Origin of the sequence: Streptomyces yaizuensis (assembly GCF_034961445.1) — a bacterium.
Classification (GTDB): domain Bacteria; phylum Actinomycetota; class Actinomycetes; order Streptomycetales; family Streptomycetaceae; genus Streptomyces; species Streptomyces yaizuensis.
Window position 1 is genome coordinate 123,747 of the sequence record NZ_BSBI01000012.1, and the last position, 23,626, is coordinate 147,372.

A 23,626-nucleotide genomic window follows, 5' to 3' on the forward strand; every position below is an offset into this window, starting at 1 on the left:
GCTAGAAGTACCCTTCGCGTTTGCGGTCTTCCATCGCCGCCTCGGAGAGCTTGTCGTCGGCGCGGGTGGCCCCGCGCTCGGTGAGCCGGGAGGCGGCGATCTCCGCGATCACCGCGTCCAGCGTGGTGGCGTCGGAGTCGACCGCGCCCGTGCAGGACATGTCGCCCACCGTGCGGTAGCGGATCTGCCGCACCTCGACGGGCTCGGACTCCTTCGGGCCGCCCCACTCGCCGGCCGTCAGCCACATCCCGCTGCGGGAGAACACCTCGCGCTCATGGGCGAAGTAGATCTCCGGCAGCTCGATCCCCTCCCGGGCGATGTACTGCCACACGTCCAGCTCGGTCCAGTTCGACAGCGGGAACACCCGGACGTGCTCGCCGGCCGCGTGCCGCCCGTTGTAGAGCTGCCACAGCTCCGGGCGCTGGCGGCGGGGGTCCCACTGGGAGAACTCGTCCCGCAGCGAGAACACCCGCTCCTTGGCCCGCGCCTTCTCCTCGTCGCGGCGGCCGCCGCCGAAGACCGCGTCGAAACGGTGCTCCTGGATCGCCTCCGTCAGCGGCACCGTCTGGAGCGGATTGCGGGTCCCGTCGGGGCGCTCGCGCAGCTTGCCCGCGTCGATGTACTCCTGCACCGAGGCCACGTGCAGCCGCAGCCCGTGCCGCGCGACCGTGCGGTCCCGGTACGCCAGCACCTCGGGGAAGTTGTGCCCGGTGTCCACGTGCAGCAGCGTGAACGGCACCGCCGCCGGGGCGAACGCCTTCAGCGCCAGATGCAGCATGACGATGGAGTCCTTGCCGCCGGAGAAGAGCAGCACCGGCCGCTCGAACTCCCCCGCCACCTCACGGAAGATGTGCACCGACTCCGACTCCAGCGCGTCCAGGTGCGACAGCGCGTACGGAGTGTCCGCACCGCCCGCGTCCGGAACGCCGGGGACGGCGGCGGTGGTGCCCTGGGCCTCGCTCACAGCATGCCCCTCTCGGCGAGCAGCGCGTACAGCGCCGCCGCGGACTCCTGGACGCTCTGGTGCTGGGACTCGATCCGCAGATCCGGCGCCACCGGCACCTCGTACGGGTCGTCCACCCCGGTCAGGCCGCTGATCTCGCCGGCGGCCTGCCGCGCGTACAGCCCCTTCACGTCCCGCTCCGAGCACACCTCGACCGGGGTCGCGACATGCACCTCGACGAAGGGCGTGCCGGCGGCGGCGTGCCGCTTGCGGACGGCCTCGCGGCTGTCCGCGTACGGCGCGATCACCGGGACGAGCACCAGGACCCCGTGGGAGGCGAGGAGTTCGGCGACGAAGCCGATCCGCTGGACGTTCGTGTCCCGGTCGGCGCGGTCGAAGCCGAGGCCCGCGGAGAGGAACTCCCGGATCTCGTCCCCGTCCAGCACCTCCGTGGCCCGGCCCGCGGACTCCAGCCGCTCCGCCAGCGCCCGCGCGATGGTGGTCTTGCCCGCGCTCGGCAGCCCGGTGAGCCAGATGGTGGCCCCAGTCACGTCGTTCTCCCGCTTCCCTGTCCGCTGCCCGTCACTCATCCGTGCAGCCCGCATTCCGTCTTGCCCCTGCCCGCCCAGCGGCCGGCCCTGGCGTCCTCGCCCTGGCGCACCCGGCGGGTGCAGGGCTCGCAGCCCACGGACGCGTAGCCGTCCATGAGCAGCGGATTCGTCAGTACCCCGTGTTCCAGGACATAGGCGTCCACATCGTCCTGCGTCCAGCGGGCTATGGGGGAGACCTTCACCTTGCCGCGCCGCTCGTCCCAGCCGACGACGGGCGTCGCCGCGCGGGTGGGGGACTCGTCCCGGCGCAGCCCGGTCGCCCAGGCGTCGTAGCCGACGAGGCCCCGCTCCAGCGGCTCGACCTTGCGCAGCGCGCAGCACAGGTCCGGGTCCCGCTCGTGCAGCCGGGGACCGTGCTCGGCGTCCTGCTCGGCCACGGTCCGCCGGGGGGTGAGGGTGATCAGCCGTACGTCCATCACGGCCCCGACGGCGTCCCGGGTCCCGATGGTCTCGGGGAAGTGGTAGCCGGTGTCCAGGAAGACGACGTCGACGCCGGGCCGGGCGCGGGAGGCGAGGTGGGCGACCACCGCGTCCTCCATCGAGGAGGTGACGCAGAACCGGGGGCCGAAGGTGTCGGCGGCCCAGGTGAGGATCTCCAGCGCGGAGGCGTCCTCCAGCTCCGTACCGGCGCGCTCGGCGAGCAGCCGGTTGCCGGTGCGGAGGTCGTCGCCGGCCAGGTGGTCCTCGTCGGTGTGGCGATCCTCGTCGGTGCGGTGGGCGGTCATATCTCCCCTCCCGTGTCGCTGTCGCGGGTCAGGCCGCGGGCCAGCAGCCCGAGGAACTTCACCTGGAAGGCCCGGTTGCAGGCGGCGCACTCCCAGGCGCCGTGGCCCTGCTCGCCGGGGCGCAGGTCCTCGTCGCCGCAGTAGGGGCAGTAGAAGGGCGCGGCGCGCTCGCTCATGACAGCGCCTCCTCGGAGGCCCGCGCCGCCCAGACCGCGAACCGCTCGCCGTCCTCGCGCTCCGCCTGGAAGCGGCGCAGCACCCGCTCGACGTAGTCGGGGAGTTCGGCGGAGGTGACCTTCAGCCCGCGGACCTTGCGGCCGAAGCCGGGCTCCAGGCCCAGCGCCCCGCCCAGGTGCACCTGGAACCCCTCGACCGTGCGGCCCTCGTCGTCCAGGACCAGCTGGCCCTTGAGACCGATGTCCGCCACCTGGATACGGGCGCAGGCGTTGGGGCAGCCGTTGATGTTGATGGTGATCGGCTCGTCGAAGTCCGGGATGCGGCGCTCCAGTTCGTCGATGAGGGAGGCGCCGCGCGCCTTGGTCTCGACGATGGCCAGCTTGCAGAACTCGATGCCGGTGCAGGCCATGGTGCCGCGCCGGAACGGGGTCGGGTCGGCCCGCAGGTCGAGGGCCTCAAGGCCGGCGACCACCGAGTCGATCCGCGACTCCTCGATGTCGAGGACGAGCATCTTCTGATCGGCGGTGGTGCGCAGCCGGCCGGAGCCGTGGGACTCGGCCAGCTCGGCGATCTTGGTGAGCGTGGTGCCGTCCACCCGGCCGACGCGCGGCGCGAAGCCGATGTAGTAGCGGCCGTCCTTCTGGCGGTGGACGCCGATGTGGTCGCGCCACCGCTGGACGGGCTGCTCGGGCGCGGGCCCGTCGGCCATCTTGCGCAGCAGATACTGGTCCTGGAGCACCTGGCGGAACTTCTCCGCGCCCCAGTCGGCGACGAGGAACTTGATCCGGGCGCGGTTGCGCAGCCGGCGGTAGCCGTAGTCCCGGAAGAGGGAGATGACGCCCTCGTAGACGTCGGGCACCTCCTCCAGCGGGACCCAGGCCCCCAGCCGGACCCCGATCTTGGGGTTGGTGGAGAGCCCGCCGCCGACCCAGACGTCGAAACCGGGGCCGTGGTCGGGGTGGTCCACGCCGACGAAGGCGATGTCGTTGATCTCGTGGGCCACGTCCAGCGAAGGGGAGCCGGAGATCGCGGACTTGAACTTGCGGGGCAGGTTGGAGAAGTCCTTGTTGCCGACGATCCGGCGGTAGATCTCGTCGATCGCCGGGGTGCCGTCGATGATCTCGTCCTCGGCGATGCCGGCGACGGGGGAGCCCAGGATCACCCGGGGAGTGTCGCCGCAGGCCTCGGTGGTGGAGAGCCCCACCGCTTCGAGGCGCCGCCAGATCTCCGGGACGTCCTCGATCCGGATCCAGTGGTACTGGACGTTCTGCCGGTCGGTGATGTCGGCGGTGCCGCGCGCGAACTCCTGGGAGATCTCGCCGATCACCCGGAGCTGCTGGGTCGTCAGGCGGCCGCCGTCGATGCGGACTCGGAGCATGAAGTACTTGTCGTCCAGCTCCTCCGGCTCCAGGACCGCGGTCTTGCCGCCGTCGATGCCGGGCTTGCGCTGGGTGTACAGCCCCCACCAGCGCATACGGCCGCGCAGGTCGGCGCCGTCGATGGAGTCGAAGCCGCGGTGGGCGTAGATCGTCTCAATACGTGTCCGTACGTTGAGACCGTCGTCGTCCTTCTTGGTCTGCTCGTTGGCGTTGAGAGGTGTCATATGGCCAACGGCCCACTGTCCCTCGCCGCGGTGTCGTCCGGTGCGGCGGCGGGACGCGGCTGGGGCGGGCTTCTCTGGGGTGGCGGCCATGGCGATGTGTCCTTCGAGGCGGGCAGGAGGGCGGCTCGGAGCCGCACAGCCGGGTGCGGAGACGCGGATGTGCGCAGGGGAGACGAACGAGGCGAACGGGCGGTCGCGTACAACGGCTCGGTACGGGGGCGCAGTCGGGCGGCGCTGCGCGAGCTGCGGAGAGGGCAGGAGCCGGAAGAGGCTGAGTGTGTGCGCGGTGGTGCTGAGCTGTCAGCAGGCCGGACAGATGGCGCTGGACACGCGGACGAGATCGACGTGCCGCCGACTCACCAAGGCAATTCCAGCTTCAGACATGACGGAAGCCTGTCACGGCGATCGGACACCAGTCCACCGATGTCCGCATCTCGGACAGTCCTATCCCGAATGGTGGGATGGAGGTCATCGGCCGCGCGTGATTCGGGGGTGCGCGCACGGCGCTGACCGGTGGTTCGACCGTGCGGGGCGGCCTGGGGCCGACCGGTCGGGAAAGAGCCGGACACGGACCGGCCGGGTGGGGTCGTGGACACCGCACCCGGCCGGGAAAACGTCGATTTTCAGCCGCTCTCGGCAGGGTTGGCGGTGGTGCCGGTGGTGCCGGCAGGGGTGGTGCCGGCCGTGGCGCCGGTGGCGGGCTCCTCGGGGAGGGCGCCGGGCCAGGGGCCGGGGGTCTCCCGCACCGTCTCCTCGGCGACCGTGGTGTCGAAGAGGGTGAAACCGCGCCGCTGGTAGTTGGCCATGGCGTGCGGCCCGTCCAGCGAGCAGGTGTGCACCCAGACCCGCTTGGTCGGCGAGCGGTCCGGCCACCGCTCGGCCAGATCCCAGGCGCGGGCGGTGGCGTACGCGAGCAGATGGCCGCCGATGCGCCGCCCCCGGAAGGCCGGGACGAGTCCGAAGTAGACGATCTCCACCGTGCCGCCGTCCTGGGCCTGGAGTTCCGCGTACCCGGCCGGTGTGCCGTGGTCGTACGCCACCCAGGTCTCCGTCCCCGGCCGCTCCAGGGTCTCCTGCCACTGCGCGTAGGTCAGCCCCAGCCGGTCCGTCCAGCGGATGTCGCCGCCCACCGCCGTGTAGAGGAAACGGCTGAACTCGGGCGAGGGGCGCTCGGCGCGGACGATCCGGATGTCCCCCTCCGGCACGGCGGCCGGCCGCAGGTCGGCGGGGGACGTCTGCTCCAGGGACCAGGTGGTGACGGCGATGTTCATACAGGTCAGGGAAGCACGCCGGGGCGGCGGGGCCCAAGCCGGGGCCGGATCGCGGGCTCCGGGGGGGCGCCCGGGTCCCGGGTGCTCCGCCCGGCTCCGGCCGTGGGCGTGGCAGGGTCCCGGCCGGCTGCCGCGTACTGGCTCTCCCGTACGGGGCCGGTCGCCCCGGGCCCTCGGGCGGTCGGTGTGGCACCTGGTGGTCCTCGTCCCGGATCGCGCCGGACTGCGTCGACCTGACGGGGCCGGCGTGAACAGGCTCGACCGGGCGCGGTCGGTCGGCTCCCCGGGGGCGTGCTTTCCGGCGGGGAGTCCGATTCCGGCGGGCCGCCGGGCACTCGGTGGTCCCTGTCCCGGATCGCGCCGGACTGCACCGGCCCGGATCGCGTCGACGGGACGGGACCGGCATGAAGAGGCCCGACTGGCCGGATGGCAGGCTCTCTTGTCCTCTCGCCCGGGCCTTCCCCGTCCGGCTCCCCCGGGGCGCACTTCCCGGTGGGGAGTCCGATTCCGCCGGTCCGCCCGGCACCCGGTGGTCCTCGTCACCGGACCGCACCGGACCGCACCGGACCGCCTCGACCCGACGGGACCGGGCCGGACCGGCCGGGTCGGCCGACTTCCCTGTTCTGCCGCCGGGCCTCGGACGCGGGGACTGCCCCGACGCGGCCGGGCTCGTGGACTCCCACGAACCCCGCGACTCCCACCGTCGACGCCCCGTCCGGGAGGCGGGAGAACCGTCCTGCGCCGCAGGGGCCCGGGGACGCCTCCGCCCCCGGCCGGGGCGCGCCGGAGGTCCCCACTGCCGCATGGGAGACCGGTGCACGTGCGCCCCCACCGGTGCCCAGGGGGCCGCGAGCCGGGCGCGGCGGGTACGCACGATCGTCCGGGTGGGCTCCGCGGGCTGTCCCCACCGCTGCCGGGGCAGGCGGTCGCTCGCGGACACGGTGCGGCGGACCGTCCCCCGGTGCCGCCGGGTGCTACAGGACCGGTGGCACCGGGGGGACGACCTCCACCGTGACCCCGTCCGCGAACCGGTACGGGCGGCTCGCCAGCACCGGTGCCAGGTGCCGGCGCAGCCGCGAGAACTCGGCCCGGACCGTCACCGTGCGGGTCGGGTCGGCGAAGAGGTCATCGGCCAGCTCGGCCGCGCTCCGGCCGCCCGGGTGGCGGGCCAGCGCCCTCAGCAGGTCGGCGTGGCGCGGGCTCAGCTCCTGCGTCCAGCTGCCCGCCTCGCCCCGGACGGTGACCGAGGGCCGGTGCGGGCCGCCGAGGTCCAGCACCACCCGGGCGCCGTACCCCGGGCTGCCCGTGGGCTCGTCCACCCGCAGCAGCCACCCCCCGGGCAGCGGCTCCATCGCGCACATGCCCAGCGAGGGCAGCCAGACGCGGCCGTCCGGCGGCGCCTTCGGCAGTATCAGCCGGTCCGGCGGCGGCATCCCGATCACCGCCGCCGTCCAGCCGTCGGCGTCCACGGCGAGTGCCCGGCCGCCGACCCGCCCCAGCAGCGGTGCCGCCGTCGACCGCAGCCGCTCCAGCGCGGCCGAGTGGTGCCGCCGCAGCTCCGCCTCCGCGAGCCGGGCCACCGAGGTCATCAGCGCCAGCAGGGCCGGATGCATCGTGGACAGCGGCCCGCTGACATTGATCACCCCCAGCGGACGGCCGTCCCGGGGGTCGGTGACCGGGGCGCCCGCGCAGGTCCAGCTGCGGTGGGAGACGAGGAAGTGCTCGGCGGCGTGCACATGGATCGGCCGCCCGGTGACCAGCGCCGTGCCCACGCCGTTGGTGCCGATGCGGTCCTCGCCCAGATCCGCGCCCGGCACGAGGCCGTGGTGGTCCGCCTTGCGCCGGACCGACGACTCCCCGTCCCGCCACAGCATCCGGCCCTCGGCGTCGGCGACGACCAGCACCAGCCGGGCGGCCTCGGCGGCGGGCAGCAGCGGCGCGCTGAGCATGTCCAGCACCCCGCGCAGCGGCGACTCCTGCCGGCGGCGTTCCAGCTCGTCCCGGGGGAGCAGACACCCCGGCCGCTCCCGCCCGGGGTCGAGACCGCTGCGCCACAGCCGCCGCCAGGACTCCTCGATGTCGGCCCGGTGCCCGGCGGACGGCGCGCCGGTGCCGGGCGCGCCGGGCGGGCAGGGCGGCGGCACGGGCGCCTCAGGGGGTACGGGGGGTACGGGCGGCGGCCCCGGCGGTCGGTCTGCCCCCGCCGGGTCCGCGGGGAGGGGACCGGGCAGGTCGAGCGGTGTGGTCGGCACGCGGGGGTCCTCCAGCGCGTTGATGCGGCGCGGTCGTGCGGCGCGAGGGGTCCGGGGGCGCGGCGGCCGGCCCGGGGCCGGCCGCTGCAACCCCCTGCAACCCTCGTGCGGAATTCGGGTCGGTACGAGAGTGGGGCGCGCCGGGGGTGGTGCCGTGTCGGCGCGGCATCACCCCGGGCTTGCAGACCATGATCCCTTGTCGGCGGCGTCCCCTGCCGACGGCGGGGCGCGGCCACGGTACGGGGGTCCGGGGCCGCCCGCGCGGTGTGCGGGGGACTCGTCCCCGTCCCCGGGCCGCCGCCGGCCGGGGGCGGTCGGGGTCCCCCCGGGGACCCCGCACCCGGCCGGCCCGGGCCGCGTCGTCACTCCACCGGCCGGGCCCGTTCCACCACCGCCGCCAGCGCCTGGGTGTGCGGGAGGGTCCCGAACGCCGCCCCCCAGTCACCGCCCAGCCGGGAGGCGCAGAACGCGTCCGACACCTCCGGCGGCGCCCAGCGCACCAGCAGCGACCCCTGGAGCACCAGCGCCATCCGCTCCACCAGCCGCCGGGCCCGCGCCTCGATCCCGTCCAGATCGGCCAGCTCGGTCAGCAGCGCCTTGATCGCGCGGTCCAGCCGGTGGTCCGCGCCCCGGGCCGCGCCCACCTCCTGGAGGAACGCGTTCAGCGCGGCGGGCTCCCGCTGGAGGGCCCGCAGCACGTCCAGCGCCTGGACATTGCCCGAGCCCTCCCAGATGGAGTTGAGCGGCGACTCGCGCAGCAGCCGGGGCAGCCCCGACTCCTCGACGTAGCCGTTGCCGCCCAGGCACTCCAGGGCCTCTCCGGCCACCGGGACGCACCGCTTGGTCACCCAGTACTTGGCGGCGGGCACCGCGATCCGCAGAAGGGCCCGTTCGGCCTCCGTGTCCGCGTCGTACGCGGCGGCCAGCCGCAGCCCCAGGACGGTCGCCGCCTCGGACTCCAGCGCCAGATCGGCCAGGACGTTGCGCATCAGCGGCTTGTCGATCAGGAGCCCGCCGAAGGCGGACCGGTGGGCGCTGTGGTGGATCGCCTGCGCGACGGCCTGCCGCATCAGCGCGGCCGAGCCGATGACGCAGTCCAGCCGGGTCGCCGCCACCATCCCGATGATGGTCCGCACGCCCCGGCCCTCCTCGCCGACGCGGCGGGCCCAGGTGCCGTCGAACTCCACCTCGGCGGAGGCGTTGGAGCGGTTGCCCAGCTTGTCCTTGAGCCGCTGGATCGCGAAGGCGTTCCGGCTGCCGTCGGGGAGCACCCGGGGGACGAGGAAGCAGGTCAGCCCGCCGGGGGCCTGGGCGAGCACCAGGAAGCCGTCGGACATGGGCGCGGAGCAGAACCACTTGTGGCCGGTGAGCAGGTACTCGCCGGCCGCCGCGAGGGGGAGCGCCGCCGTCGTGTTGGCCCGGACATCGCTCCCGCCCTGCTTCTCGGTCATGCCCATGCCGAAGAGCAGGCCCGGCTTGGCGGACGGCACGGTGAGTTCCGGCTCGTACACCCGCGAGGTCAGCAGGGGTTCCCACGCGGCCGCCAGCTCCGGGTCGGCGCGGAGCGCGGGCACGGCCGCGTGGGTCATCGACAGCGGACAGCCGTGCCCGGCCTCGGCCTGGGTCCACACGAGGAAGCCGGCGGCCCGCAGGACGTGCCCGGACGGCCGGTTCCAGGCGTCGGTGAGCCCCGCCCCGACGGCGTGGGAGAGCAGCCGGTGCCAGTCCGGATGGAACTCGACCTCGTCGATCCGGTGGCCGTACCGGTCGTGCGTACGCAGCCTCGGCGGATGCTCGTTGGCCCGTACCCCCCACTCCTGGACCCCGGCGGAACCGGAGGCCCGCCCCAGTGCGGACAGCTCGGTCGCGGCCTGCTCGGCCAGCTCCGCCGGAACATGTCGTTCCACTGCTTCGGTCAGGGCCCGGTCGGAACGGAAGACGTCATATCCCACCAGGGGCGGAGGCTGGTTGGTCACGGTGTGGGTGCTGGTCGCCATGCCGATACGGTAAGGAGGTGCAGGCAGCAAATGAAACACCTGAGCGGCCGACGGGCCGACTCCACCGGGCCCGGGTCCTCTACCGGAACGTCTCCAAACGGAAGATGGCCTGGCTGTTGGTGAAGGACACGGTCAACTCGTGCATCGAGTACCGGATCCTGGGGCTGGCGGCCGAGGCGGCGTTCTTCACCCTGCTGTCCCTGCCGCCCCTGATGCTCGGTCTGCTCGGCCTTCTGGGCTACATAGACGACTGGACCAACACGACCACCGTCGCGTCCATCGAGCAGAACATCCTCCAGGCGGCGGGAACGGTGCTGTCCGAGCGGGGCGTCAACGACGTCGCCCGGCCGCTCCTGGAGGACGTCACCCACGGGGGCCGGCCGGACCTGATCTCCATCGGCTTCGCGATCGCCCTGTGGTCCGGCTCGCGCGCGGTGAACGTCTTCATCGACACCATCACCGTCATGTACGGGCTCGACGGGCACCGGGGCATCGTCGCCACCCGGCTGCTGGCCTTCCTCCTCTATCTGATCGCCCTGGTCATCGGGGCGGTGGTGCTGCCGCTCGCGGTGGTCGGGCCCGACCGGGTGGTGGAGCTGGTCCCCTGGGGCACCACCCTCGTCACGATCCTGTACTGGCCGGTCGTCAGCCTGCTGTCGATCGCGTTCCTCACCACGCTGTACCACGTCTCCGTGCCGGTGCGCTCCCCGTGGGTCGAGGACGTGCCCGGCGCGCTCGTGGCCCTCGCGATGTGGGTCCTCGGCAGTTTCTTCCTGCGGATCTACCTGACCAGCACGGTCGAGGGCCCCACGATCTACGGCTCGCTCTCCGCGCCCATCGCGGTGCTGCTGTGGATCGGCATCTCCGCCTTCGCCGTCCTGGTCGGCGCCGCCGTCAACGCGGCGATCGACCGCGTGTGGCCGTCGGTGGCCACCGCCGCCGCCCGTGCCGAGGGCGAGCGCCGCCGCGCTGCCGAGGCCGCGCAGGTGCTGGCGCGGGCGCGGGCCGCGCGCCTCTTCGAGGAGTTCCGCGACGCCGCCGACGGCCCCGAGGACACGGACGACGAGACCGACTGGGACGAGGACGACTTCATCGTCGGCGGGGACACGGACATGCCGTCGGAGTTCCCCGAGCGCTGGTCCCGCTTCCTGCCGCCGGACGATGTGCGGTCCCGGCTCCACACGCACCGGGGGCACCACCACAAGACCCCGCCCAACGGCCACAAGGGCCCGCCGGGACCGCCCGGCGGCTGAGCCCCCCGTCCCCCTGTCCCCTCCCGCCCCCGGTGAACCGTTCGCCGGGGGCTTCTCCGTACCGGGGACCGCTCTCCCCTAGGATCAAACGGGTGTACGAGGAACGGCCGTCCCGGCTTCCCGGAGCCGTGGTCTGGGAGATCTCCCGCAGCGAGGGCCGCCCGGTGCTGCCCGACGGCTGCATGGACCTCATCTGGACCCCGGGCGACCTGTTCGTCGCCGGACCCGACACCCGCGCCCACCCCGGCGGCGACCGCCCGCCCGGCGCCCGGTACGCCGGCGTCCGCCTCGCCCCCGGCACCGCGCCCGCCCTGCTGGGCGTACCGGCCCACGAACTGCGCGACCGCCGGGTCCCCCTCGCCGACCTGCGCGGCGCCGCCCGGGCCCGCAGCCTCACCGCACGGCTGGACGCCGCGCCCGACCCCGTGACCGCGCTGGAACGGATCGTGCTGCGGGCCGCCGCCGACGCGCCGGAACCACCCGATCCGCTCATCGCGGAGGTGGTCCGCAGGCTCGCCGAAGGCACCCCGGTCGCCGTCACGGCGGCCGCCGTCGGCCTCGGGGAGCGCCGGCTGCACCGCCGCTCCCTGCACGCCTTCGGCTACGGGCCCAAGACCCTGGCCCGGGTGCTGCGCCTCCAGCGGGCGCTGGCCCTGATCCGGCGGGGCACGCCCCACGCGGTCGCGGCGGCCGCCGTGGGCTGCGCCGACCAGGCACATCTGGCCCGCGAGACGCGGGCGCTCGCCGGGACGACCCTGAGCGCCTACGCGGCGTCGCTGCCGGCCCCCGCCGGGTCGGGGGAGGCGTCGGCAAAGAGGGAGACCCCGAGGCCGTCCGGGTCCAGGACGACGGCGTAGCGCTGGCCCCACACCGCGTCCCACGGCGGCAGATGGCCCCGGTACCCGGCGTCCGTCAGCTCCGCGTAGAGCGCGTCCACCCCGGCCGGATCGGCGCAGCGGAAGGCCAGCCCGAGCCGTTCGCCGCCCGCTGGGCGACTCCAGCCGGGGTCGAAGGAGCGGATGACGTCCTCCGTGTCCCACAGCAGCCGTGTCCCGCCCGGCAGTACGGCCTCCACATGAGGGGCGCCGCCGGCGTCCGCCGGTACGTCGATGCCGAGACGGCGGTAGAAGGCGAGCGAGGCGGGCAGGTCGGCGGTGACGATGCCGATGGCGTCGAAGCGCGCGGTGGCTGTGCGTGGCGTCATGGCCCGAGCGTAGGCCGGGCGCGCGCCGGTGGTCTTGAAGGAAACGGACACGCTCCGGAACGGCGGTGCCCGGCCCCGGGTCGGTGGTCTTGAAGGAGACGGACAGGCTCCGGAACGGCGGTGCCCGGCCCCGCGCCGGGCCGGACACCCCCGTACAGCCGTGCCGGTCAGCGCGGTGCCGGGGTGCGGTCGCGGAATGCGGCGCCCGCCGTACGGCCGGGCGTGAACAGCCGCTCGGCCAGCTCGCCGAAGACCAGCCCGAAGACCGTCCACAGCGTGGCCTGGATCGCGAGCGTGGCGAGCCGGAACTCCCAGACCACCTGGGCCGGGAAGCCCTTCGGCACCTCGTCGAACGACGGCAGGAAGGCGTAAGCGACGCCCACCACCAGGACGAAGGCGGCACCCGCCGCCACCGTCGCGTTCCAGTCGCCGAGCCGCCCGGCCAGCCGCCGCCCGAACAGGATCGCGCCCACCGCCAGCAGCACACTGAGCAGGATCAGCAGGAAGTGGAGCGCGGTCCGCTGACCGATGGTGTCCGGGTCGCCGACGGCCGGCGGGTTGGGCGGGTACTTCAGATACGGCACGACGTAGACGGTCAGCAGCGCCCCCAGGGCCACCAGCGCGGCCGTGGCGCGCGGCCCGAAGCGGCCGACGCGCCCCAGCGCCACGCAGTAGGCGAGGGAGGCGATGCCGCCGACGGCGACACCGAAGACCAGGACGCCGGTGGCGAGCCCGGCCGTGGACTGCAGGGCACGGCTGACGAGTTCCTCGCCACCGTGCTCATGCGCGCCTGCCTCCTCGAACGCGATGGCCGCGTCCACGGGGCCCTCGCCGAGGAAGTACGCCACCAGCATCGCGGCGAACCCGGCGACGAGACCCGCGAGCATGCCGCGCGTCAAAAGGGACCTGACGGATCGAGAGTTCATGAAAGCGCTGTTCCCCCGGATCAGTGGCAGGGGAAGCCGAGCAGATGGCGACCGTCGTGGACCCATTCGTGGACGGTCTCGCCGGCGAAGACGGCGGTGGCGCCCTGCTCCGCGCCGACGAAGTAGAGCAGGATCAGCATCAGTACGCCGAAGAAGGCGGCCCAGGGCGCTATCGCCCTGAGCGAGATGGGTGTGATGGCCGGTGCGGCGGCGCTGGCCGGCGCGGTGGTCTGGGCCATGGCGGAACCTCCTGGGGGAACACGCGTCCCGGTCGTGGTGCCTGGTGCATGGAGCGGTACGAGAGCCGGGTCTGACTTCCCCGTGGGCCGGGGACACAGTGGCGCGACCGTGCCGGATTTCCACCGGACTTCCGTCATCTCGTCATGTACACGCGTGACCGTACCGTGTGGGGGCGTGGCCCGCCATGGCCCGCGATGGCCGAAATGCATACGTACGGCAAAGGAAACCGCGATGACGGCGACGCTACGACTGGCACTGATCACCCCCGCGACGACGGCCGCGCTGCGCGAGGCCCGGTTCGAGGCGGACGTACCGCTGGACGCGGCGGGGGAGCGGGCGGCCCGCGCGGCGGCGGCCGGCCTGCCCCGGGCGGACCGCGCGGTGTGCGGGCCCTCCCGGCGCTGCCGGGAGACCGCCGCCGCGCTCGGACTGCGGGTCTCCGGCGCGCCGACGGCCGCCGCGCTCGCCGACTGGGACCTGGGCCGGTGGCGCGGGAGGACCCTCGCGGAGGTCTCCGGCGCCGAACCGGATGCCGTGGGCCAGTGGCTCGGCGACCCGGCCGCCGCCCCGCACGGCGGCGAATCCCTCACCGCCCTGCTCGCCCGCGTGGGCGCCTGGCTGGACGGGCTCACCCCCGGCGGCGGCGCCCTGCTCGCGGTCGTCGACCCCGCCGTCGCCCGCGCCCTCCTGACGCACGCGCTGGACCTGCCCCCGGCCCTCTTCTGGCGACTGGACACCGCGCCGCTGACCCTCACCGAACTCTCCGCGAGATCCGGCCGCTGGAACCTGCGCTGCGGCACCCGGCTGCCGGCCGCCGGAGAGCGTCCGGGCACGGCGGGCGGCGAGGGCTGATGTCCTCGAATCCCTGTTCCCCTGCGGGTGTTGTGGTGAAGGATGGCCCCATGAGGACCTTCCCCCACCGCGCGGCCCGCACCGCCCTCGCCGCACTGCTGGCGTCCGCCGCGGTCGCCCTGGGCGCCGGGCCCGCCGCCGCCCACGCCGGAGTGACCGCGTCCAACCCCCAGGCGATGGCGACGGACGTCAAGCTGACCTTCACCTCCGAGGCGGAGTCCGCCACGGCGGGCCTCGCCCGGATCCACATCCTGCTGCCCCCCGGCCTGTCCCGGGCCGCCGTGGTGACGGACAAGCTCCCGAAGGGCTGGCAACTCTCCTTCGCCGAGGGCGGCTACGTCGTCACCGGGAAGCCGCTCCCGGTCGGCACCGACGCGGTCCACACCGTCGTGATCAAACAGCTGCCGAAGGCGAAGCAGCTGGTCTTCAAGGTCCTGGAGACCTACAGCGACGGCAAGATCTCCCGCTGGATCGAGGAACCGGGCGCCGGCGACACCGGGGACAACCCGGCCCCGGTGCTCCAGCTGCGCCCTGCGGCGAAGGGCGCCAAGAAGATCGACCTGAACATCTTCCAGCCGCCGTCGGTCTCCCCCTCCGCCGGCGGATCCCCGGCCGCCTCCTCCGCGCCGCCCACCCCGTCCACATCCCCGTCCGCTCCTGCTTCCGCGTCGCCGGAGCCCGCCGCGAGCACTTCGGTCAGGGCCACCCAAGCCGATCCCCCCGGTTCGGCCACGGACGAAAGCAACAGCCAGAGCACCGGTACGGGAGTGCTGATCGGCGGCGCGGTCGCCGTGGTGGTCGTGGTCGGCGCGGGCGTCTGGTTCCTCCGGCGCGCGGGCCAACGCCGTACCTGACGGCTTTCGCGACAGAGGGCCCCGGACGTTCCCCGGTGGGAGCGGTCGGGGCCCTTCGCTGTCCACCGCCGGGGGGTGCGGTAGCTCGTTCGGGGGAACACCTCCCGGATCCGCCGCCCTTCGCCTTGGCGGGTGCGTAGGACGTGGTGGCATGGCACTGGGAGACCGGCATCAGAAGAAGGACGTTGAGGCGGCCCTCAAGAGGGCAGAGGCGGCGGGCCTCAAGGTGACCCACGACAAGAACCGCCATCGGTGGGGGTGGGTGCTCTGCTGCCCCTGCAATGAGCGGCATCGTGTGAGCTGCACGCCCAAGAGTCAGGGAGACGAGGCGAACAAGATCGATGAATTCATCAGGGACCACCGTGGCCATGCGTAAATGGCACTTCACCCTGCATCTTCAGGAGCCGCTGACCTCAGAGCAGTCGGACACCCTGGACGGGCTCGACAGCTTCAACGACGGGCGCATGAGCCTGGTCGAGGGCCCTGGCTGGGCGAAGTTCACCTGCATCTTCGAGGGCGCAACGCTGACCGCTGCCGTCGCAGAGGCTTTGAGTCTCTTCAGGGACTTCCCAGGTCCGCTGGTGCGGAGCGTCGAGCTGCGTCCCATCGCACTGGAGGCCAACGACATGGCGACCCCCGCCGTGGTCCCCGCGCCGCCCCCGGTGGAGGCAGCTTTTCCTGGAGTTTCGTGAACCGCCGCGACTTCCTGACCGGGTCCGGCTTCGCCGCATCCGCGTTCACCACCCCCGTGACCCACCGGCTGGTCACCCCTGCCGACGAGGCCGCCAACCACCAGGGCGGCAAACAGGTCGGCCGGGCCGACCTGGACGAGCTGCGGGACGCGGCCGAGGACGCCCGCCGCTGGGACTCCAAATACGGCGGGGGGAACTGGAAGGCCGACTCCGTCACGGCCTGCCTCCAGGAACGGGCCGCCCCGCTGCTGAGGGGCTCCTTCACGGATGCGGTCGGCCGGGACCTGTTCTCCGTCACCTCCGAGCTGTCCCGCCTCGCCGGATGGACCGCGTTCGACATCGGCCACCACGACATCGCCCAACGGCACTTCATCCAGGCCCTCCGCCTCGCCCGCGCCGGCGGGGACGTCCAGCTCGGCTGCTATGTGCTCACCACCATGGCGATGCAGTCGCTGCTGCGGGGCTTCTCCAGCGAGGCCGTCGACATGGCCCAGGGCGCCTTCGAGCGGGCCAGGGGCCGGGCCGCCCCGAGGGTGTTGGCCTTCACCAAGCTGATCGAGGCCCGTGCCCATGCCCGCGAGCGGGACGCGAAGGCCGCCTCACGGGCCCTGGCCGCCTCCGAAGACCTCCTCGGCCGGGCGGACGCCGCAAGCGGCCTGGAGCCCGCCTGGATCGACTTCTATCACCACGCCCGGCTCTCCGCGGACGCCGCCGAGGTCTTCCGCGACCTGAAGAACCCGAAGGCCGCCCTGGCCTGGCACCAGCAGGCCGCCGCGATGCCTCCCGGTGTGTTCACCCGCTCCGTCGGCATGCGGCTCGCGATCGTGGGCACCGCCCACCTCCAGGCCCGCGACCTCGACCACGGCCTGCAACTCGGCAACCGGTCCGTCGACATCCTCGCCCGGGTCCAGTCCTCCCGGGCCAAGGACTACGTCCGCGAGTTCACCACCGCCCTCGGCCCCTGGCGGCGCGAGCCCGCCGTCCGCGACTTCCTCCACCGCGCCTGCAAAGAACTCGGCATCGCGGCATGACCAAGACCCGCAGGCCGGGTCAGCACAGAGCTGCGGGGCCGGCCACACGGCTCGCAGGGGTCCCGGAGGCTTCGGTTTCCTCTGGCGCGAGCTGAGGAGTGAGGGCCTTCAGAGTCGCCTGAAGCCCCCGGCCTCACCCGCAGTGGCCTGCCTTACAGGCCCCCCGTGGCCCGGCGCCAGCACCGGATCCGCGCCCAGGTCGCGCACGGCCAGCGGCACATCCGCCGTGCACTCCTGACGGCCGCACTCGCAGGCGAACGGCAGGACGGTCGCGGTGGCGTCGCCGGGCGCCCAGGGCCGGGCGGCGAACGCCCGGTACTGGCCCGCCAGCGCCGCGTTCGCGTACCGAAGCAGGGCGCCCCGCTCGTCCGCAGACGCGGCGCCCGCCGACAGGGCGTCCCCGCCGAAATGTGCCGCGACTTCCGCCGCCGTCTCCTGTGGGCTCCTGCGGCCGTCGACCCGCAGTACCGCGCCCCCGTACCGCTCCACCTGCTCCTCGATCACGCGCACCAGATGGGCGTACAGCGCCAGCGGGCCCGGTTCCAGGCCCCGTTCGGCCAGCCGTTCCCGCTGGACCTGTGCCGTCGGGAGCAGCCAGATCGCGTGCGGGCCGACGCCTGCCACCGACGGGGTGACGGGGGTGCCCTCCACCAGGGGCGGCGGTGTGGCCGGCAGGGCGCGTACATCGGCGGCGATCATCGGGCCGCGCTCGTGGTGCAGCGACATCGCCAGCAGTTCGTCCGGCGGGGCGGTCCAGCGTTCCGCGCGGGGCAGGGCCTCCCAGCGCACGGCCGCCGGCCGGCCCGCCGCGATGGCCCGGTCCCGGTGGCTCCAGGTGTGCGCGTCGGCGCTGTACCAGCGCAGGCCATGGCGGCGGGCGAGCAGCCGGGCCACCGTCGTCTTGCCCGCGCCCGGCGGGCCGCCGATCCACAGGGCCCTCGTCCCTTGCCGTGCGTCGCTCATCCCGCCTGTTCCCCTGTCTCCCGACACCTCGCCGATCAGGGTACGGTCGCGGATCCGCCGGGGCCGTCGTGACTCCGACGGGCAGCCCCGCTCCCTCGGGTCCGGGGGAGCGGGGCTGTGGTGTGCTCGCTCTACCGGGCGGCGGTACGGGCCAGGGTGACCAGGCCCGTGAACGCGGTGGTGGAGAGCATGAGGATGGGTCCGTGGGCTTGCTTGCTGTCGCGGACGGGGATGGTGCTGGTGGTGGACGCGTGCGCGGGCGCCCACTCGACGCACGCACCTCCATCGGGGCCGCTGTGGCTGCTCTTGACCCATACGGCGTCTGCCGTGTCGAACGAGGACATCACGCCGCGTACTCCTTTGCCAGGGTGACCAGGCCGGTGAACGCGGTGGTGGAGAGCATGAGGACAGGGCCGTCGGATCGCTTGCTGTCGCGGACGGGGACGGTGCCGGTGGTGGACGCGTGCGCGGGCGCCCACTCGACACACTCACCGCCGTCAGGGCCGCTGTGGCTGCTCTTGATCCATATGGCGGTCTTCGGGTCGAAGACGGAAGTCATGGCACGTACTCCTTGTGAATCTCGTGGATACGGGCGACAGACGCATCATGCCCCAGCGCCTCGGACCGCAGACGATCGAAGATGGCCAGTCCTGTCCTCACTGCCTTGGGTGTCTCCAACGGACGGCTTACCTGGGGCCCTTCGACATGGAGCACGGTAGGGGCCTGGTCGAAGGCCAGCAAGATGAAGGCGGTGCCGACGGGCGGTACCACGCTGAAGGGGAGGAACTGAAGAGTGATGTTCGGAGCTTCCGCCTCGTCCTCCAGTTGCTCCAACTGGTCGGCCATCACGCGATGCGAGCCGACGAAGGTGCGCACACACGCCTCGTAGAGGACCACCCAGACGTCCGGGGGGTTGACCTGTTCCAGCACTTCATGGCGGCGCATACGAGCGGCCAGCCGGGATTCGACGGCAGCCGCCGAAAGCCTGGGAGCGCTCGCGCTGGGTGTACGGCTCGAACCACGCGGGGTGATCCCCGTCGATCGCCTGCTGACGCTGTCGTGCCAACAGTGTTCCCGTACCGAACACCCTGTCGCATCCTTCGGCGAACTTCTCATTGGGTACGAGCTTGGCGTTCTCCACCTTGGACACATAGGCGCCGGAGCAGCCAATCGCGCTGCCCAGGCCCCGGACGCCCATCTTGCGTGCCGTCCGCATCTCGCGGACATGGGCGCCGAATTGCTCAACGGGCGTTAACGGCTTCTGCGGTGCGTCATCGTCCATGGCCCTGACCTCTGGCGTTCTTATTTTTCGGGGACGTCGAACGTCGTTCGAAGCGCCCCACGCCTCGCGCTCCCTGGCTCCGGCCGCCCCCGCCCCCGCACCCGGCGGCGGCCGGAGCCGCTCCCCCGACCCTGACCGGCCCGCTCACATCCCCGGCAGCGACTGCTCCGTCCAGATCACCTTGCCGTCCGGCGTGTAGCGGGTCCCCCAGCGGTCCGCGAACTGCGCCACCAGGAAGAGTCCCCGGCCCCCCTCGTCGGTGCTCGCCGCCTGCCGCAGATGCGGCGACGTGCTGCTGTGGTCCGACACCTCGCAGATCAGGGTGCGGTCGCGGACCAGGCGGACCCGGATCGGGCCGGTGGCGTAGCGGATCGCGTTGGTGACCAGTTCGCTGAGGATCAGCTCGGTCGTGAACGCCTCCTCGCCCATGCCCCAGTCGGCGAGCCTGCGGGTCACCGCCGCGCGGACGTCGGCCACCGCCGACGGGTCCGACGGCACCTCCCACTCGGCCACGCGGCCCGGTTCCAGCCGGCGGGTGCGGCCCACCAGGAGGGCGATGTCGTCGCGCGGGCGCTCCGGGAGCAGGGCGGCGAGGACCGCCTCGCAGATCTCGTCCGGGGTGCGCTCGGGGTGGTCCTCGACGGTCCGGCGCAGCAGGGTCAGGCCCTCGTCCATGTCCCGGTCGCGGTCCTCGACCAGGCCGTCCGTGTACAGGAGCAGCGAGCTGCCCTCGGGGAGGTCCAGCTCCAGGGTCTCGAAGGGCATGCCGCCCAGGCCCAGCGGCGGCCCGCCGGGTACCTCCGCGAGGGACGCCGAGCCGTCGGGGCGCAGCACCAGGGGCTGGAGGTGTCCGGCGCGTGCCATCGTGCAGCGGCCCGTCACCGGGTCGTAGATGGCGTACAGGCAGGTCGCGCCGGTGATCTGGGACTCGGAGCCGAATCCGGACTCGTCCTGGTCGAGCCGGTTGACCAGCTCGTCCAGGTGCCACAGCAGTTCGTCCGGGGGCAGGTCGAGGGTGGAGAAGTTGTGCACGGCGGTCCGCAGCCGGCCCATGGTGGCCGCCGCGTGCACCCCGTGGCCCACCACGTCGCCCACGACGAGCGCCACCCGCGCGCCCGGCAGCGGGATGATGTCGAACCAGTCGCCGCCGACGCCGCCGAGCCCGCCCAGACCGGCCTGCGCGGGCCGGTAGCGGTAGGCGATGTCGATGGCGCTCTGCTCGGGGAGCACCCGGGGCAGCAGGCTGCGCTGGAGGGTGACCGCCATGGTGTGCTCGCGGCTGTAGCGGCGGGCGTTGTCGACGCTCACCGCCGCCCGTGCCACCAGTTCCTCGGCGAGGGAGCGGTCCTCCTCCTCGAAGGGCTCCGGGGTGCGGGAGCGCCAGAACATCGCCACGCCCAGGATCGCCCCGCGCGCCCGCAGCGGCACCGCGATCATCGAGTGGAAACCGGCCTCGACCAGGCGTACCGCCCGCTCGGGGGACTGCTGCTCCCAGCCGTCGTACGCGGGCAGGTCCCGTTCCAGGATCCCCTCGCCCTTGCCGAGCCCCGACCCCATCCGGGTGGTGGTCAGATAGCGGATGGTGGTCCCGAGGGCGAAGTGCGCGGTCTCGTCGCCGACGCCGCCGATCGAGATCCGCCGCATGTCCTCGCCCGCCCCCGTCGACCGGGGCTCCTCGCCGCGCAGCACCGCCTCCGACAGGTCGACGGTGGCGAAGTCGGCGAACCGGCCCACGGCGAAGACGGCCAGCTCGTCGCAGGTGCGGACCACGTCCAGGGTGGTCCCGACCTCGGCCCCGGCGTCGTAGAGGAGCTTCAGCCGGGCGCGGGCCACGTCCGCGCGGCCGGTGAGGGCCCGCAGCTCGGTGGTGTCCCGGATGGTGGCCACGCTGCCGGGCGGCCCGCCGTCGCGGCCGGTGGGCGTGGGGCGCTGGTTGACGGCGAGCAGCCGCTCGCCGACCTGGTGCACCTCGTCGGTGACGACCCGGCCCGACATGAGCAGCCGCTCGGTCGGCGGGTCGAGCCCCAGGTCGGTGACGTGCCGCCCCTCGACGGCCGCGGGCAGCCCCAGCAGCCGCCGGGCCTCGTCGTTGGCGAGCAGCACCCGCCCGCCGCCGACGATGAGCACCCCTTCGCGCACCGTGTGCAGCACGGCGTCGTGGTGCTCGTACATCCGGGTCATCTCCTCCGGCCCCAGGCCGTGGGTCTGCCGTCGCAGCCGGCGGGTGACCAGGGCGGTGCCGCCGGTGGTGAGCAGCAGGACCGCGGCGCCCACCCCGAACAGCAGCGGGAACTGGTTCTCGACCACCCCGCTGACCTTGTTCAGCGTCACCCCGGCGGAGACCAGGCCGACCACCTCGCGGTCGGCGCCGTAGACGGGGACGACGGCCTGGACCAGCGGTCCGATGGTGCCGGTGAGCCGTTCGGTGACCACCTCGCCGTGGAGCGCGGGCGCGTACTCGCCGACGAACCGCTTCCCGATCCGGTCCGGTCTGGGGTGCGTGTAGCGGATCCCGTCGGTGTTCATCACCACGACGAAGTCGACGTGGGAGCGGCGGCGGGCCTCCTCGGCGCTGGGCTGGAGCACGGCGGTGGGGTCGGGGGCGCGCAGGGCGGCGGCGACGCCCGGTGCGCTGGCGAAGGTCGCGGCCACGGAGACGGAGCGGTTGACGGCCTCCCGTTCGCTGTCCGCGTGCGACTGGAGCACCAGCGCCACGATGCCCGCCGCGACCAGCAGCAGCACGATCACCACTTGGAGGAGGAAGACCTGCCCGGCGACGGTCCGCATCCGCAGAACCGAAGGGGGGCGACCGTAACGTGCGGCCATGTCCTCTTTCTACACCTCCCGCAAATGGTGGGCCATCCGCGCACGGTAGAACGCGAAGGTCACACGCGTGACCCCTTTGGCCAAATCTCGTCACGCGTGTGACCTGTGCAACTCTTGCGCGCCGTCGCGCCCGCACCGTGCTCAGCGCAGCCGCAGCACCTCCGCGAGGGCTTCCTCGACCGCCCGTTCGGGGTCGAGCGCGCCGCCCGGGGAGCGCCAGGCGACGAAGCCGTCCGGGCGGACGAGGAGCGCGCCCTCCGCGGTCGTCCCGTGCGTGCCGGTCCAGTCGCAGCCCTCCTCCGGCACCAGGTCCGCGAGCGGCCCGTCGCCGATCGCGTACACGTCCAGCGGTACGGAGAGCCGGGCCGCGGCCTTGTGCGCGGCGTCCCGCCACACCGCGCCCTCGCCGCAGAGCAGCACCATCGACCGTTCGTACAGATCGAGTGTGGACAGACGTGTCCCCGCGCGGCGCACCCACAGATGCGGGGCGCGGGTGCCCGGCTCCCCGGTGAGGCTCATCCGCTCGGGGACCACCGGCCGGTCCGGGTCCACGCCGACGACGGCGCCCGCCGGGTAGCCGTACCCCATCGCGACCGTCAGCACCCCGCCGCGCGGGCCGCCGGGCAGCACCGGGGCCGCGTACCCCGGGTGGCTGTGCTCGGCGGAGCGCGCCGACGCCCGCTCGCCGGTCGCCTTCGCCACCGGTCTGCGCTCCTGGCCGTAGGTGTCGAGCAGGGCCTGACCCGCCCAGCCCTGGAGGACCGCCGCCAGCTTCCAGGCCAGGTTGTGCGCGTCCTGGATGCCGGTGTTGGAGCCGAAGGCGCCGGTCGGGGACATCTCGTGGGCCGAGTCCCCGGCCAGGTGGACCCGGCCGGCGCCGTAGCGGCGGGCCACCCGTTCGGCGGCGTGCCAGGGCGCCTTCCCGGTGATCTCCACATCGAGGCCGGGGGCGCCGACCGCCCGCCGGATGTGCTCCCGGCAGCGCTCGTCGGTGAATTCCTCCAGCGTCTCGCCCCACTCCGGGTGCCAGGGGGCGTGGAAGACCCAGCGCTCGGCGTTGTCGACGGGCAGCAGCGCGCCATCGGCGCCCGGGGTCGTCAGATAGCAGACGATGAAGCGCCGGTCGCCGACGATGTCGATGAGCCCCCGCGAGGTGAAGGTCAGGCTCACGTTGTGGAACAGCTCCCCGGGGCCGCTGCGGGCGATCCCGAGGGCTTCGCGCACGGGGCTGCGCGGGCCGTCGGCGGCGACCAGGTAGTCCGCCCGCACGCTCGTGTGCTCGCCGGTGAGGCGGTCCTTCAGCAGTGCCGTCACCCCGGTGGGGTCCTGCTCAAAGGAGAGCAGCTCGGTCCCGAAGCGCAGCTCGGCCCCCGCCTCGGCGGAACGTTTTGCCAGTACCGGTTCGATGTCGTTCTGGCTGCACAGGCACCAGGTCGCCGGGCTGATCCGGGACAGCCCGCCACCGGGGTCGATCTCCTTGAACAGCCACGCGCCGTCGCCGCCGTCGGGGCCCGTCAGCGAGCCCGCCTGGAGGATGCCGTGGTTCGGCGCCAGCACGGCCGCCGCCTCCCGGATGTCCCGCTCCACCCCCGCCCGGCGGAACAGCTCCATCGAGCGGACGTTGATGCCCCGCCCGCGCGGATGCGTCGACGTGCCCGCGTGCTTCTCCACCAGCAGATGCCCCACGCCGTGCCGGCTCAGGAACATCGAGGTGGACAGGCCCACCAGCGACCCGCCCACGATCAGGACCGGCACACGCAGGTCGGTGGACTCGGTTTTCTTGGCGTACTCAGCTGTCCCTTGCATGGAATCTGTGTGCCCGTCACGGCGCCGCTTGCCCCGCCCATTCACTCGTACGGTGCCCATCTCTCGCGCCACACGTGGTACCGCATCACGATCGGTTCACGGGAGCGCCCCGGGCAGC

The 23,626-nt window shown here is 73.5% G+C and carries 26 protein-coding genes; 7 read left to right on the forward strand and 19 right to left on the reverse strand.

The window, feature by feature from the left end:
• Window position 1: 1 nt before the first annotated feature.
• The 9 genes from cysD to SYYSPA8_RS26475 all read right to left on the reverse strand — a co-directional run bounded on the left by cysD (window position 2) and on the right by SYYSPA8_RS26475 (window position 9,579).
• Window positions 2–964: a sulfate adenylyltransferase subunit CysD gene (gene cysD, locus SYYSPA8_RS26435; RefSeq protein ID WP_407706093.1), complete on the reverse strand. Its 963-nt coding sequence runs from the start codon at window positions 962–964 to the stop codon at window positions 2–4.
• Window positions 961–1,548 (reverse strand): adenylyl-sulfate kinase, encoded by a 588-nt coding sequence (gene cysC / locus SYYSPA8_RS26440; RefSeq protein WP_323449827.1) that lies wholly within the window; start codon window positions 1,546–1,548, stop codon window positions 961–963. The genes cysD and cysC overlap by 4 nt, the downstream gene beginning before the upstream one ends.
• The gene (locus SYYSPA8_RS26445; protein ID WP_323449828.1) at window positions 1,530–2,279 is read right to left on the reverse strand and encodes a phosphoadenylyl-sulfate reductase; all 750 of its coding nucleotides are present in this window, start codon (window positions 2,277–2,279) and stop codon (window positions 1,530–1,532) included. The genes cysC and SYYSPA8_RS26445 overlap by 19 nt, the downstream gene beginning before the upstream one ends.
• The gene (locus tag SYYSPA8_RS26450; protein WP_323449829.1) at window positions 2,276–2,455 is read right to left on the reverse strand and encodes a hypothetical protein; all 180 of its coding nucleotides are present in this window, start codon (window positions 2,453–2,455) and stop codon (window positions 2,276–2,278) included. The genes SYYSPA8_RS26445 and SYYSPA8_RS26450 overlap by 4 nt, the downstream gene beginning before the upstream one ends.
• Window positions 2,452–4,149, reverse strand: coding sequence for a nitrite/sulfite reductase (locus SYYSPA8_RS26455; RefSeq protein ID WP_323449830.1), 1,698 nt, complete (start codon window positions 4,147–4,149; stop codon window positions 2,452–2,454). The genes SYYSPA8_RS26450 and SYYSPA8_RS26455 overlap by 4 nt, the downstream gene beginning before the upstream one ends.
• Window positions 4,150–4,359: 210 nt before the next feature.
• Window positions 4,360–4,443: a putative leader peptide gene (locus SYYSPA8_RS26460; RefSeq protein WP_321167512.1), complete on the reverse strand. Its 84-nt coding sequence runs from the start codon at window positions 4,441–4,443 to the stop codon at window positions 4,360–4,362.
• Between the two features lie 239 nt (window positions 4,444–4,682).
• Complete coding sequence (locus SYYSPA8_RS26465) at window positions 4,683–5,330, reverse strand: GNAT family N-acetyltransferase (RefSeq protein WP_323449831.1); 648 nt, start codon at window positions 5,328–5,330, stop codon at window positions 4,683–4,685.
• Window positions 5,331–6,304: 974 nt separating this feature from the next.
• Window positions 6,305–7,582 carry a helix-turn-helix domain-containing protein gene (locus tag SYYSPA8_RS26470; RefSeq protein ID WP_323449832.1) on the reverse strand — a complete coding sequence of 426 codons (1,278 nt, stop codon included), beginning with the start codon at window positions 7,580–7,582 and terminating at the stop codon, window positions 6,305–6,307.
• Between the two features lie 362 nt (window positions 7,583–7,944).
• Window positions 7,945–9,579, reverse strand: a complete 1,635-nt coding sequence (locus SYYSPA8_RS26475; RefSeq protein ID WP_323449833.1) for an acyl-CoA dehydrogenase family protein — start codon at window positions 9,577–9,579, stop codon at window positions 7,945–7,947.
• A gap of 17 nt (window positions 9,580–9,596) precedes the next feature.
• Here SYYSPA8_RS26475 and SYYSPA8_RS26480 point away from each other — a divergent pair, with 17 nt between their 5' ends.
• Window positions 9,597–10,832 carry a YihY/virulence factor BrkB family protein gene (locus SYYSPA8_RS26480; RefSeq protein WP_323449834.1) on the forward strand — a complete coding sequence of 412 codons (1,236 nt, stop codon included), beginning with the start codon at window positions 9,597–9,599 and terminating at the stop codon, window positions 10,830–10,832.
• Between the two features lie 92 nt (window positions 10,833–10,924).
• On the forward strand, window positions 10,925–11,689 hold the full coding sequence (locus tag SYYSPA8_RS26485) for a helix-turn-helix domain-containing protein (RefSeq protein ID WP_323449835.1): 765 nt from the start codon (window positions 10,925–10,927) through the stop codon (window positions 11,687–11,689).
• On the opposite strand, the gene SYYSPA8_RS26490 is transcribed toward SYYSPA8_RS26485, so the two are convergent.
• From SYYSPA8_RS26490 to SYYSPA8_RS26500, 3 genes are all read right to left on the reverse strand, one after another.
• The gene (locus SYYSPA8_RS26490) at window positions 11,596–12,036 is read right to left on the reverse strand and encodes a VOC family protein (RefSeq protein ID WP_323449836.1); all 441 of its coding nucleotides are present in this window, start codon (window positions 12,034–12,036) and stop codon (window positions 11,596–11,598) included. The two genes, SYYSPA8_RS26485 and SYYSPA8_RS26490, sit on opposite strands and share 94 nt — an antisense overlap.
• Before the next feature lie 167 nt (window positions 12,037–12,203).
• Window positions 12,204–12,962 carry a CbtA family protein gene (locus SYYSPA8_RS26495; RefSeq protein WP_323449837.1) on the reverse strand — a complete coding sequence of 253 codons (759 nt, stop codon included), beginning with the start codon at window positions 12,960–12,962 and terminating at the stop codon, window positions 12,204–12,206.
• 20 nt (window positions 12,963–12,982) lie between these two features.
• Window positions 12,983–13,201 carry a CbtB domain-containing protein gene (locus tag SYYSPA8_RS26500; protein ID WP_323449838.1) on the reverse strand — a complete coding sequence of 73 codons (219 nt, stop codon included), beginning with the start codon at window positions 13,199–13,201 and terminating at the stop codon, window positions 12,983–12,985.
• Between the two features lie 232 nt (window positions 13,202–13,433).
• On the opposite strand from SYYSPA8_RS26500, the gene SYYSPA8_RS26505 reads away from it, so the two are divergent.
• The 5 genes from SYYSPA8_RS26505 to SYYSPA8_RS26525 all read left to right on the forward strand — a co-directional run bounded on the left by SYYSPA8_RS26505 (window position 13,434) and on the right by SYYSPA8_RS26525 (window position 16,631).
• On the forward strand, window positions 13,434–14,054 hold the full coding sequence (locus SYYSPA8_RS26505) for a histidine phosphatase family protein (RefSeq protein ID WP_323449839.1): 621 nt from the start codon (window positions 13,434–13,436) through the stop codon (window positions 14,052–14,054).
• A 50-nt stretch (window positions 14,055–14,104) separates the two neighbouring features.
• Window positions 14,105–14,908 carry a DUF1775 domain-containing protein gene (locus SYYSPA8_RS26510; RefSeq protein WP_323449840.1) on the forward strand — a complete coding sequence of 268 codons (804 nt, stop codon included), beginning with the start codon at window positions 14,105–14,107 and terminating at the stop codon, window positions 14,906–14,908.
• Window positions 14,909–15,059: 151 nt separating this feature from the next.
• Window positions 15,060–15,284 carry a hypothetical protein gene (locus SYYSPA8_RS26515; protein WP_323449841.1) on the forward strand — a complete coding sequence of 75 codons (225 nt, stop codon included), beginning with the start codon at window positions 15,060–15,062 and terminating at the stop codon, window positions 15,282–15,284.
• A complete protein-coding gene (locus SYYSPA8_RS26520) occupies window positions 15,277–15,600 on the forward strand; it encodes a hypothetical protein (protein WP_323449842.1) in 324 nt (107 codons plus the stop codon). Before SYYSPA8_RS26515 ends, SYYSPA8_RS26520 begins: the two co-directional genes overlap by 8 nt.
• Complete coding sequence (locus SYYSPA8_RS26525) at window positions 15,597–16,631, forward strand: sporulation protein (protein ID WP_323449843.1); 1,035 nt, start codon at window positions 15,597–15,599, stop codon at window positions 16,629–16,631. Before SYYSPA8_RS26520 ends, SYYSPA8_RS26525 begins: the two co-directional genes overlap by 4 nt.
• 108 nt (window positions 16,632–16,739) lie before the next feature.
• Here SYYSPA8_RS26525 and SYYSPA8_RS26530 read toward each other — a convergent pair whose 3' ends face one another.
• The 7 genes from SYYSPA8_RS26530 to SYYSPA8_RS26560 all read right to left on the reverse strand — a co-directional run bounded on the left by SYYSPA8_RS26530 (window position 16,740) and on the right by SYYSPA8_RS26560 (window position 23,508).
• Window positions 16,740–17,594, reverse strand: coding sequence for a hypothetical protein (locus tag SYYSPA8_RS26530; protein WP_323449844.1), 855 nt, complete (start codon window positions 17,592–17,594; stop codon window positions 16,740–16,742).
• Window positions 17,595–17,725: 131 nt separating this feature from the next.
• On the reverse strand, window positions 17,726–17,938 hold the full coding sequence (locus SYYSPA8_RS26535) for a DUF397 domain-containing protein (protein ID WP_323449845.1): 213 nt from the start codon (window positions 17,936–17,938) through the stop codon (window positions 17,726–17,728).
• Window positions 17,938–18,153: a DUF397 domain-containing protein gene (locus SYYSPA8_RS26540; RefSeq protein ID WP_323449846.1), complete on the reverse strand. Its 216-nt coding sequence runs from the start codon at window positions 18,151–18,153 to the stop codon at window positions 17,938–17,940. The genes SYYSPA8_RS26535 and SYYSPA8_RS26540 overlap by 1 nt, the downstream gene beginning before the upstream one ends.
• Window positions 18,150–18,539 (reverse strand): DUF5753 domain-containing protein, encoded by a 390-nt coding sequence (locus SYYSPA8_RS26545; RefSeq protein WP_323449847.1) that lies wholly within the window; start codon window positions 18,537–18,539, stop codon window positions 18,150–18,152. The genes SYYSPA8_RS26540 and SYYSPA8_RS26545 overlap by 4 nt, the downstream gene beginning before the upstream one ends.
• Entirely contained in the window at window positions 18,526–18,876 is a 351-nt protein-coding gene (locus tag SYYSPA8_RS26550; RefSeq protein WP_323449848.1) for a helix-turn-helix domain-containing protein, read from the reverse strand. Before SYYSPA8_RS26550 ends, SYYSPA8_RS26545 begins: the two co-directional genes overlap by 14 nt.
• Before the next feature lie 144 nt (window positions 18,877–19,020).
• A complete protein-coding gene (locus tag SYYSPA8_RS26555) occupies window positions 19,021–21,702 on the reverse strand; it encodes a SpoIIE family protein phosphatase (protein ID WP_323449849.1) in 2,682 nt (893 codons plus the stop codon).
• A gap of 141 nt (window positions 21,703–21,843) precedes the next feature.
• Window positions 21,844–23,508, reverse strand: a complete 1,665-nt coding sequence (locus SYYSPA8_RS26560; RefSeq protein ID WP_323449850.1) for an FAD-dependent oxidoreductase — start codon at window positions 23,506–23,508, stop codon at window positions 21,844–21,846.
• Window positions 23,509–23,626: the final 118 nt, after the last annotated feature.

Bases quoted from the DNA above. Each gene is read 5' to 3' on its own strand.
- SYYSPA8_RS26545 (WP_323449847.1), bottom strand. From the start codon at position 18,539: ATGCGCCGCCATGAAGTGCTGGAACAGGTCAACCCCCCGGACGTCTGG.
- SYYSPA8_RS26445 (WP_323449828.1), bottom strand. From the start codon at position 2,279: ATGACCGCCCACCGCACCGACGAGGATCGCCACACCGACGAGGACCAC.
- SYYSPA8_RS26555 (WP_323449849.1), bottom strand. From the start codon at position 21,702: ATGGCCGCACGTTACGGTCGCCCCCCTTCGGTTCTGCGGATGCGGACC.
- SYYSPA8_RS26550 (WP_323449848.1), bottom strand. From the start codon at position 18,876: ATGGACGATGACGCACCGCAGAAGCCGTTAACGCCCGTTGAGCAATTC.
- SYYSPA8_RS26540 (WP_323449846.1), bottom strand. From the start codon at position 18,153: ATGACTTCCGTCTTCGACCCGAAGACCGCCATATGGATCAAGAGCAGC.
- SYYSPA8_RS26475 (WP_323449833.1), bottom strand. From the start codon at position 9,579: ATGGCGACCAGCACCCACACCGTGACCAACCAGCCTCCGCCCCTGGTG.
- SYYSPA8_RS26450 (WP_323449829.1), bottom strand. From the start codon at position 2,455: ATGAGCGAGCGCGCCGCGCCCTTCTACTGCCCCTACTGCGGCGACGAG.
- SYYSPA8_RS26460 (WP_321167512.1), bottom strand. From the start codon at position 4,443: ATGTCTGAAGCTGGAATTGCCTTGGTGAGTCGGCGGCACGTCGATCTC.
- SYYSPA8_RS26505 (WP_323449839.1), top strand. From the start codon at position 13,434: ATGACGGCGACGCTACGACTGGCACTGATCACCCCCGCGACGACGGCC.
- cysC (WP_323449827.1), bottom strand. From the start codon at position 1,548: ATGCGGGCTGCACGGATGAGTGACGGGCAGCGGACAGGGAAGCGGGAG.
- SYYSPA8_RS26530 (WP_323449844.1), bottom strand. From the start codon at position 17,594: ATGAGCGACGCACGGCAAGGGACGAGGGCCCTGTGGATCGGCGGCCCG.
- SYYSPA8_RS26465 (WP_323449831.1), bottom strand. From the start codon at position 5,330: ATGAACATCGCCGTCACCACCTGGTCCCTGGAGCAGACGTCCCCCGCC.
- SYYSPA8_RS26455 (WP_323449830.1), bottom strand. From the start codon at position 4,149: ATGGCCGCCACCCCAGAGAAGCCCGCCCCAGCCGCGTCCCGCCGCCGC.
- SYYSPA8_RS26500 (WP_323449838.1), bottom strand. From the start codon at position 13,201: ATGGCCCAGACCACCGCGCCGGCCAGCGCCGCCGCACCGGCCATCACA.
- SYYSPA8_RS26515 (WP_323449841.1), top strand. From the start codon at position 15,060: ATGGCACTGGGAGACCGGCATCAGAAGAAGGACGTTGAGGCGGCCCTC.
- SYYSPA8_RS26520 (WP_323449842.1), top strand. From the start codon at position 15,277: ATGCGTAAATGGCACTTCACCCTGCATCTTCAGGAGCCGCTGACCTCA.
- SYYSPA8_RS26490 (WP_323449836.1), bottom strand. From the start codon at position 12,036: ATGACGCCACGCACAGCCACCGCGCGCTTCGACGCCATCGGCATCGTC.
- SYYSPA8_RS26535 (WP_323449845.1), bottom strand. From the start codon at position 17,938: ATGTCCTCGTTCGACACGGCAGACGCCGTATGGGTCAAGAGCAGCCAC.
- SYYSPA8_RS26560 (WP_323449850.1), bottom strand. From the start codon at position 23,508: ATGCAAGGGACAGCTGAGTACGCCAAGAAAACCGAGTCCACCGACCTG.
- SYYSPA8_RS26495 (WP_323449837.1), bottom strand. From the start codon at position 12,962: ATGAACTCTCGATCCGTCAGGTCCCTTTTGACGCGCGGCATGCTCGCG.
- SYYSPA8_RS26510 (WP_323449840.1), top strand. From the start codon at position 14,105: ATGAGGACCTTCCCCCACCGCGCGGCCCGCACCGCCCTCGCCGCACTG.